Source organism: Pseudomonas sp. 203-8 (genome assembly GCF_020708595.1).
Classification (GTDB): Bacteria; Pseudomonadota; Gammaproteobacteria; order Pseudomonadales; family Pseudomonadaceae; genus Pseudomonas; species Pseudomonas aeruginosa.
Genome location: NZ_JAJFDF010000005.1, coordinates 465,628 through 472,199, shown reverse-complemented (window position 1 = coordinate 472,199; position 6,572 = coordinate 465,628). Strand labels below are relative to the sequence as shown.

Genomic DNA, 6,572 nt, shown 5'->3' with positions numbered 1-6,572 from the left:
GAACCACCTGATCCCTTCCCGAACTCAGAAGTGAAACGACGCATCGCCGATGGTAGTGTGGGGTCTCCCCATGTGAGAGTAGGTCATCGTCAAGCTCCTATCCCAAAACCCCTGGTCAGCGATGACCAGGGGTTTTGCTTTTGCGCGCGGAAAAGTGGCAAGCCAGCAGCGCTGCGGACGGTAATCGAAAAACTTCGAGAGCTGCCGGGCGGCGTACTTCCGAGGGCATGGGAGACGCGATTTGCACTGTGCGCTCGTCTACAATAGCCGACAAATCCAGCCGAGCTCATTCATGTCCGATACCGATGTCCGTGGCCTGCAGGATCTTCCCCTGGAAGAACTGGTTGCTTGCCATGAGTGTGATCTGTTGATGCGCCGGGAACCCCTGGGACCGGGCGAGAAAGCCAATTGTCCGCGCTGCGGTTTCGAGTTGGCCGCGCATCGCCATCAATGGAAACGCCGTTGCTTCGCGCTGGTTCTGACGGCGCTATTCCTCTATATCCCAGCCAATTTCCTGCCGATCATGAATCTCAGCCTGCTCGGCCAGACCCGCAGCGATACGGTCTGGACGGGAGTGCTCGGTCTTTACGACAGTGGCATGCAAGGCGTCGCCATCCTGGTATTCCTGTGCAGCATGGTGATCCCGTTGGTCAAGTTGCTCTGCCAGTTGCTGGTGATGATCAGCGTGCGTTTCGGTATCGCCCGTCACATCGGCATGCTGCTCTACCGCGGCTATCACCATCTGCGCGAGTGGGGGATGCTCGAGGTCTACCTCATGGGTATCCTGGTTTCCATCGTCAAGCTGATCGACATGGCCGACCTCAGCCTGGGCATCGGCCTGGCCTGTTTCGTGGCGCTGCTGTTCACCCAGGTCTGGCTGGAGGTCACCATGTCGCCGCACCAGGTATGGGAAGCGCTGGGCGGCGAGGACGACGATGCGCGCGCTTGATGCCGGAATCCTGGTGTGCGGCGAGTGCCACCAGTTGAATCGCGCCGACGGGGACGAGCATCCGCGTTGCAGCCGCTGCGGTGCGGTGCTGCACGCCCGGCGCCCAAACAGCCTCACGCGCACCTGGGCGTTGCTGATCACCGCGGCGATTCTCTACATACCCGCCAACCTGTTGCCGATCATGACGGTCAACCTCTTCGGCAGCGGAATGCCCGCCACCATCATGGAGGGCGTGGTCGAACTGGTGCATGCCGACATGTTCCCCATCGCCATGGTGGTGTTCGTCGCCAGTATCCTGGTTCCTACTTTCAAGCTGGTGGGCATCGCCCTGCTGCTCTATTCGGTACAGCGGCACCAGCCGATGTCGGCCCGCCAGCGTATCCTGATGTATCGCTTCATCGAATGGATCGGGCGCTGGTCGATGCTCGATATCTTCGTCATCGCCATCCTCGTGGCGCTGGTGAATTTCGGCAACCTGGCGAGCATCGAGGCCAACCTCGGCGCCGCCGCCTTCGCCAGCGTGGTGGTGCTCACCATGCTCGCCGCCGTGACGTTCGACCCCCGGCTGATCTGGGACAACACCAATCTGGATGACGAGAATGAGTGATCTGCCAAGTCCGAAGAAACACAAGACCTCGAACTGGTCGGCGATCTGGGTGCTGCCGCTGGTGGCCCTGGCCATCGGTGCCTGGCTGGCGTGGCGTGCCTTCGACCAGGCTGGCGTGGACATCCAGGTTCGCTTCGAGAGCGGCGACGGGATCCAGGCCAACAAGACCGAGGTGCTGTACAAGGGCATCTCGGTGGGCAAGGTGACCGACCTGCATGTCAGCAAGGACATCAAGGGCGTGGTCGCGACCATCGAGATCAAGAAGGAAGCCCAGGAGTACCTGAGCAAGGACACCCGCTTCTGGCTGGTCAAGCCGCGTGTTTCCCTGGCTGGCGTCACCGGCCTGGAGACCCTGGTCTCCGGCGTCTACATCGCGGTCGATCCGGTGAAGGGCGAGAAGGAAGAACGCTACTTCACCGCGTTGAAGGAGCCGCCACCCCTTTCCGACAAGCTGCCCGGCCTGCACCTGACCCTCAAGGCCGATCGCCTGGGCTCCCTGGAGCAGGGCAGCCCGGTGTTCTACCGGCAGATCCAGGTCGGCCAGGTGAAGAGCTTCCAGCTGGGCGATGACCAGAGGACCATCGAGATCAAGGTGCACATCGAGCCGGCCTACGCCGACCTGGTGCGCAAGCACACGCGATTCTGGAACGCCAGCGGCATCTCCATTTCCGGCGGCCTGTCCGGCTTCAAGGTGCACAGCGAGTCGCTGCTGACCCTGGTCGCCGGCGGTATCGCCTTCTCCACCCCGGAGAACCGCACCGACAGCCCGCCGACCGATCCGAGCAAGCCGTTCCGCCTGTACGACGACTACGACGCGGCCCAGGCCGGTCTGCGCGTGAAGCTGAAGATGAACGACGTCAGTGGTATCGATCCGGGCCGCACCCCGGTGATGTTCAACGGCGTGCAGGTCGGCCTGGTCAAGTCGATCGACATGGGCAAGGACTACAGCAGCGCCACTGCCGACCTGGCGATGGATCCGCGGGTCGAGGACATGCTGCTGGAAGGCACCGAATTCTGGACCGTCAAGCCAAGCATCTCCCTGGCCGGCATCACCGGCCTCGAGGCCCTGGTGAAAGGTAACTACATCGACGTGCGCTTCGCCAAGAGCGGCGCGCCGAGTCGCGAGTTCACCATCCGCCCGAAAGCGCCGCCGCTGAACACCGACGCGCCCGGCCTGCACCTGGTGCTGACCAGCGACAAGCTCGGCTCGATCGATATCGGCGCGCCGATCCTCTACCGCCAGGTCCGCGTCGGCAGCGTGCAGAGCTACCAGCTGTCGCGCGACCGCCAGCGAGTGGTGGTGGGTGTGCACATCGAGCCGGAGTACGCGCACCTGGTGAATACCTCGACGCGCTTCTGGAACTCCAGCGGGATCACCCTGACCGGCAACCTCAGCGGCGTGCAGGTGAAGAGCGAGTCGCTACAGACCCTGATCACCGGCGGGATTTCCTTCGACACCCTCGATCCGAAGGCGCCGACCGTGACCAAGGTGCGTCGCTTCACCCTCTTCGACAGCGAGGAGGCGGCGATGGCCCGTGGCGTGGAGATCCAGCTGAGCATCGACAATGCCGACGGCCTGCGCGAAGGCACGCCGATCCGCTTCAAGGGCCTGGACATCGGCAAGATCGAAAGCGTCGAGCTGAACCCGGACTTCTCCGGGGTACTGATGAAGGCCCGCCTGACTTCCGCCGGCGAGCGCGTCGCCCGCAGCGGAACCCGCTTCTGGGTGGTGCGTCCGGCGCTCGGCCTGCTGCGTACCGAGAACCTCGGAACCCTGGTCAGCGGCCCCTATATCGAGGCGCTGCCGTCGAGCACGCCGGGCGAGCGCCAGGCACGCTTCCAGACTCTCGCCGAAGCGCCCAACCTGCTGGGTCGGGAAAACGGCCTGCGGCTGACCCTCAGCGCGCCGCGCAAGGGCTCGATCAAGCCGGGCAACCTGGTGACCTACCGGCAGATCCCGGTGGGCAAGGTCGTCGACCTGGCCTTGGGCGAACAGGCCGACCGGGTGCTGATCAGCATCCTCATCGAACCGCGCTACGTACCGCTGGTGCGTACCGGCAGCCGTTTCTGGAATGCCAGCGGCTTCGGCGTCGACGCCAGCCTGTTCAAGGGTCTGTCGCTACGCACCGAGTCGATGGAGGCGCTGATGGAGGGCGGCATTGCCTTCGCCACCCCGAACAATGCGCAGATGGGCGAGCCCGCCAAGCCGGGGCAGACCTTCGCCCTGTTCGATTCGGCCAATGACGAATGGTTGGAGTGGGCGCCGAAGATTCCTCTGAAGGAAACCGCCCGCCGCTGATTGTCGGACCGGCAAAAAGAAACGCCGCTTACCTGGGTAAGCGGCGTTTTCGTTCATGCATGCCTGCTGGGGAGTGGGTGTCAGTGAGTGCTGAGATGCGCCCGGGTGGTCAGCAGGTACACCGGCAAGCCGGAGATCAGGATCAGCAGCGCGGCGTAGGGTGCGGCGGCAGCGTACTCCAGGTTGGCGGTGTGCACCCAGACCGAGGTGGCCAGGGTCGACAGCCCGGTGGGACCTAGCACCAGGGTGGCGGTCAGTTCCTTCATGGTATCGAGGAACACCAGCACGAAGCCGGCGCCGATGGCCGGCGAGATGATCGGCAGGGTGATCCGCAGGAAGGCCATCAATGGCGTCTGGCCGAGAGTGCGGGCGGCTTCCTCCAACTGCGGCGAGGCCTTTTCCAGGGCCACGCGGATCGGTGCCTGGGTCAGCGGCATGAACAGCAGGGCATAGGCGACCAGCAGCAAGCCGGTGGTCTGGTAGGTGGCTGGCAGGTAGTGCAGCGAGAAGTACACCAGCGAGAGGGCGATCACCAGTCCCGGCAACGCTTGCAGCAGGTACGGCAGGCGCTGGGTCCAGCGCGCCAGGGCGCCGGGGTAGCGCACCACCAGGATGCTTACGGGCAGCGCCAGCAGGCAACTGAGCAGGGCCCCGCCGAAGGCCAGCGACAGGGAGGAAAGCAGGGTCGAGGCGATTTCCATCAGCGGGAAGCTGGCCGAGGAGCCTTCGTACAGCCAATAACCGAGCATCACCAGGGGGATACCGGTACCGACCAGCACCAGCGTCGCCAGCAGCGCCTGGAGCGGCCACTTGCCGAACCCCAGGCGGACTCGTTCGGCCCGCCGCGCGCTGCCCTGGCCGGTGCGTACCAGGCGGCCGCGGCCGCGCATGCGCAACTCCAGCCAGAGCAGCAGGAAGCACAGTGCCAGGAGTACCGAGGAGAGCATCGCCGCGGTGGCGTTGCTGAACTCCAGTTCGAACTCCTGGTAGATGGCTGTGGTGAAGGTCTGGTAGCGCAGGATCGACAGCGCGCCGAACTCCACCAGCATGTGCAGCGCCACCAGTAGTCCGGTGGCGGCCAGGGTCGGGCGTAGCAGCGGCAGGGTGACCCGCAGGAACACCTGGCGCCGCGACAGACCGAGCATCCGCGCCGACTCCTCCAGGGAAGGATCGATGCCGCGCAGGGTCGCTGCTACCGGCAGGTAGACCAGCGGATACTTGGACATGGTCATGACCAGGATGGCGCCGCCGAGGCCTTCGTACATCGGGCTCAGCGAAACCCAGGTGAAACTGCTGACGAAGGCGGGGATGGCGAACGGCAGGCACAGCACCACGTTCCAGAAGCGCCGCGCCGGCAGGTCGCTGCGCTCCACGCACCAGGCCAGGGCCAGGCCGAGCAGGGCGCTGAGCAGGGTCACGCCGAACATCAGCCACAGGGTGTTGCCCAGCAAGCGGAATACGTAGGGGCGCCAGAGCAGTTGCCAGGCGCTGTGCCAGCCGGCGTCCCAGGCCTTGGCCGCGACGTAGAGCAGCGGCAGGCTGGCCAGCAGGGCTAGGAGCAGGACCGGCAGGAGCAGCCAGAATGGCGTTCGCCGGCGCGAGCCCGTGCGCAGGCGCACGGGCGTGGAGGCGGCGCCGATCAATTCAGGCCAACGTCGCGTTCGAGGCTGAGGGCCTCGCTGGCCTCACCCAGATCGGCCGGGGTCAGTTTCGGTGGGTCCAGTTCGGCGAACGGCTTCAGCGCCGGATCGGCCTGCATCCTCTTGCGCATCGGGTACTCGGCGGACTGGCTGAGGATCGCCTTCTGGCCTTCCTCGCTGAGCATGAAGGCGACGAACTGCTGGGCTTCCCTGGGGTGCTTGCTGGACTTGAGCACCGCGGCGCCGGAGACGGTGACCAGCGCGCCCGGGTCCTGGTTGCCGAAGTAGTGCAGGCGCGAGTTCAACTCGCCCTTTTCCTTCTTCAGGGTGTACCAGTAGTAGTTGTTGATCAGCGCCATGTCGACCTCGCCGTTTTCCACGGCTTTCATGGCGGTGACGTTGTTGGTGTAGATCGAGCCGAAGGCCTTCAGGCCGGTCAGCCAATCCTCGGCTTCCTCCTGGCCCTTGAGCTTGATCACGGCGGCGACCTGTTCGAGGAAGGCGCCACTGGTGGGCACGAAGCCGAAACGGCCGGACCAGGACGGATCGGAAAGATCCATCAGGCTCTTCGGCAGATCCTTCTCGTCGATCTTCTTCGGGTTGTAGGCCAGTACCCGGGTGCGGGCGGTGATGCCGATCCAGTCGCCGTTGCCGCCGGCGTGCTCCGGCTCGACCAGGGCCAGGGTCTCTGGCTCCAGCTTGGCCAGCAGGCCGGCGCTGGCCAGGCGGATCAACGGTGGCGATTCCTCGGTGTAGAGCACGTCGGCCGGCGAGCGTGCGCCTTCCTCGGTGATCTGGCTGGCGAGCTGGCCATCGCCGCCCTTGCGGATCTTCACCTGGATGCCGGTCTTGTCCTGGAAGGCCTTGGCGATGGCGATACCGGTGGCGGCGTGCTGGCCATTGTAGAGGGTAAGGGTGACGGGATCGGCCGCCGCATTGAGGGAAAGCGAACCGAGCAGGCACGCCAGGGCGGCGTGGCGGAAACGGTTGAGAAGTCGAACAGGCATGGATTCTCCCCGTGGGTTACAAATGCGAATGTAACCAATTATATCTTCGTGGGAGCTTCGGGCCTATCGG

Annotated in this window: 5 protein-coding genes and 1 rRNA gene; 4 read left to right on the top strand and 2 right to left on the bottom strand. The window is 64.8% G+C overall.

All coding sequences use genetic code 11. The features are described from left to right. The 4 genes from rrf to LJF27_RS14780 form a co-directional block, all read left to right on the top strand. Positions 1-95 (top strand): 5S ribosomal RNA (gene rrf, locus LJF27_RS14795); the annotation flags it as partial. Positions 96-241: 146 nt separating this feature from the next. Then, a complete protein-coding gene (locus tag LJF27_RS14790; RefSeq protein WP_023187661.1) occupies positions 242-949 on the top strand; it encodes a paraquat-inducible protein A in 708 nt (235 codons plus the stop codon). Then, entirely contained in the window at positions 936-1,556 is a 621-nt protein-coding gene (locus tag LJF27_RS14785; protein WP_003107436.1) for a paraquat-inducible protein A, read from the top strand. Before LJF27_RS14790 ends, LJF27_RS14785 begins: the two co-directional genes overlap by 14 nt. Then, the gene (locus tag LJF27_RS14780) at positions 1,549-3,855 is read left to right on the top strand and encodes a PqiB family protein (protein ID WP_017148593.1); all 2,307 of its coding nucleotides are present in this window, start codon (positions 1,549-1,551) and stop codon (positions 3,853-3,855) included. Before LJF27_RS14785 ends, LJF27_RS14780 begins: the two co-directional genes overlap by 8 nt. An 80-nt stretch (positions 3,856-3,935) precedes the next feature. On the opposite strand, the gene LJF27_RS14775 is transcribed toward LJF27_RS14780, so the two are convergent. Continuing rightward, positions 3,936-5,474 carry an ABC transporter permease gene (locus LJF27_RS14775; RefSeq protein ID WP_003146088.1) on the bottom strand — a complete coding sequence of 513 codons (1,539 nt, stop codon included), beginning with the start codon at positions 5,472-5,474 and terminating at the stop codon, positions 3,936-3,938. Positions 5,475-5,494: 20 nt separating this feature from the next. Next, the gene (locus LJF27_RS14770) at positions 5,495-6,502 is read right to left on the bottom strand and encodes an iron ABC transporter substrate-binding protein (RefSeq protein ID WP_023103534.1); all 1,008 of its coding nucleotides are present in this window, start codon (positions 6,500-6,502) and stop codon (positions 5,495-5,497) included. Positions 6,503-6,572 lie beyond the last annotated feature (70 nt).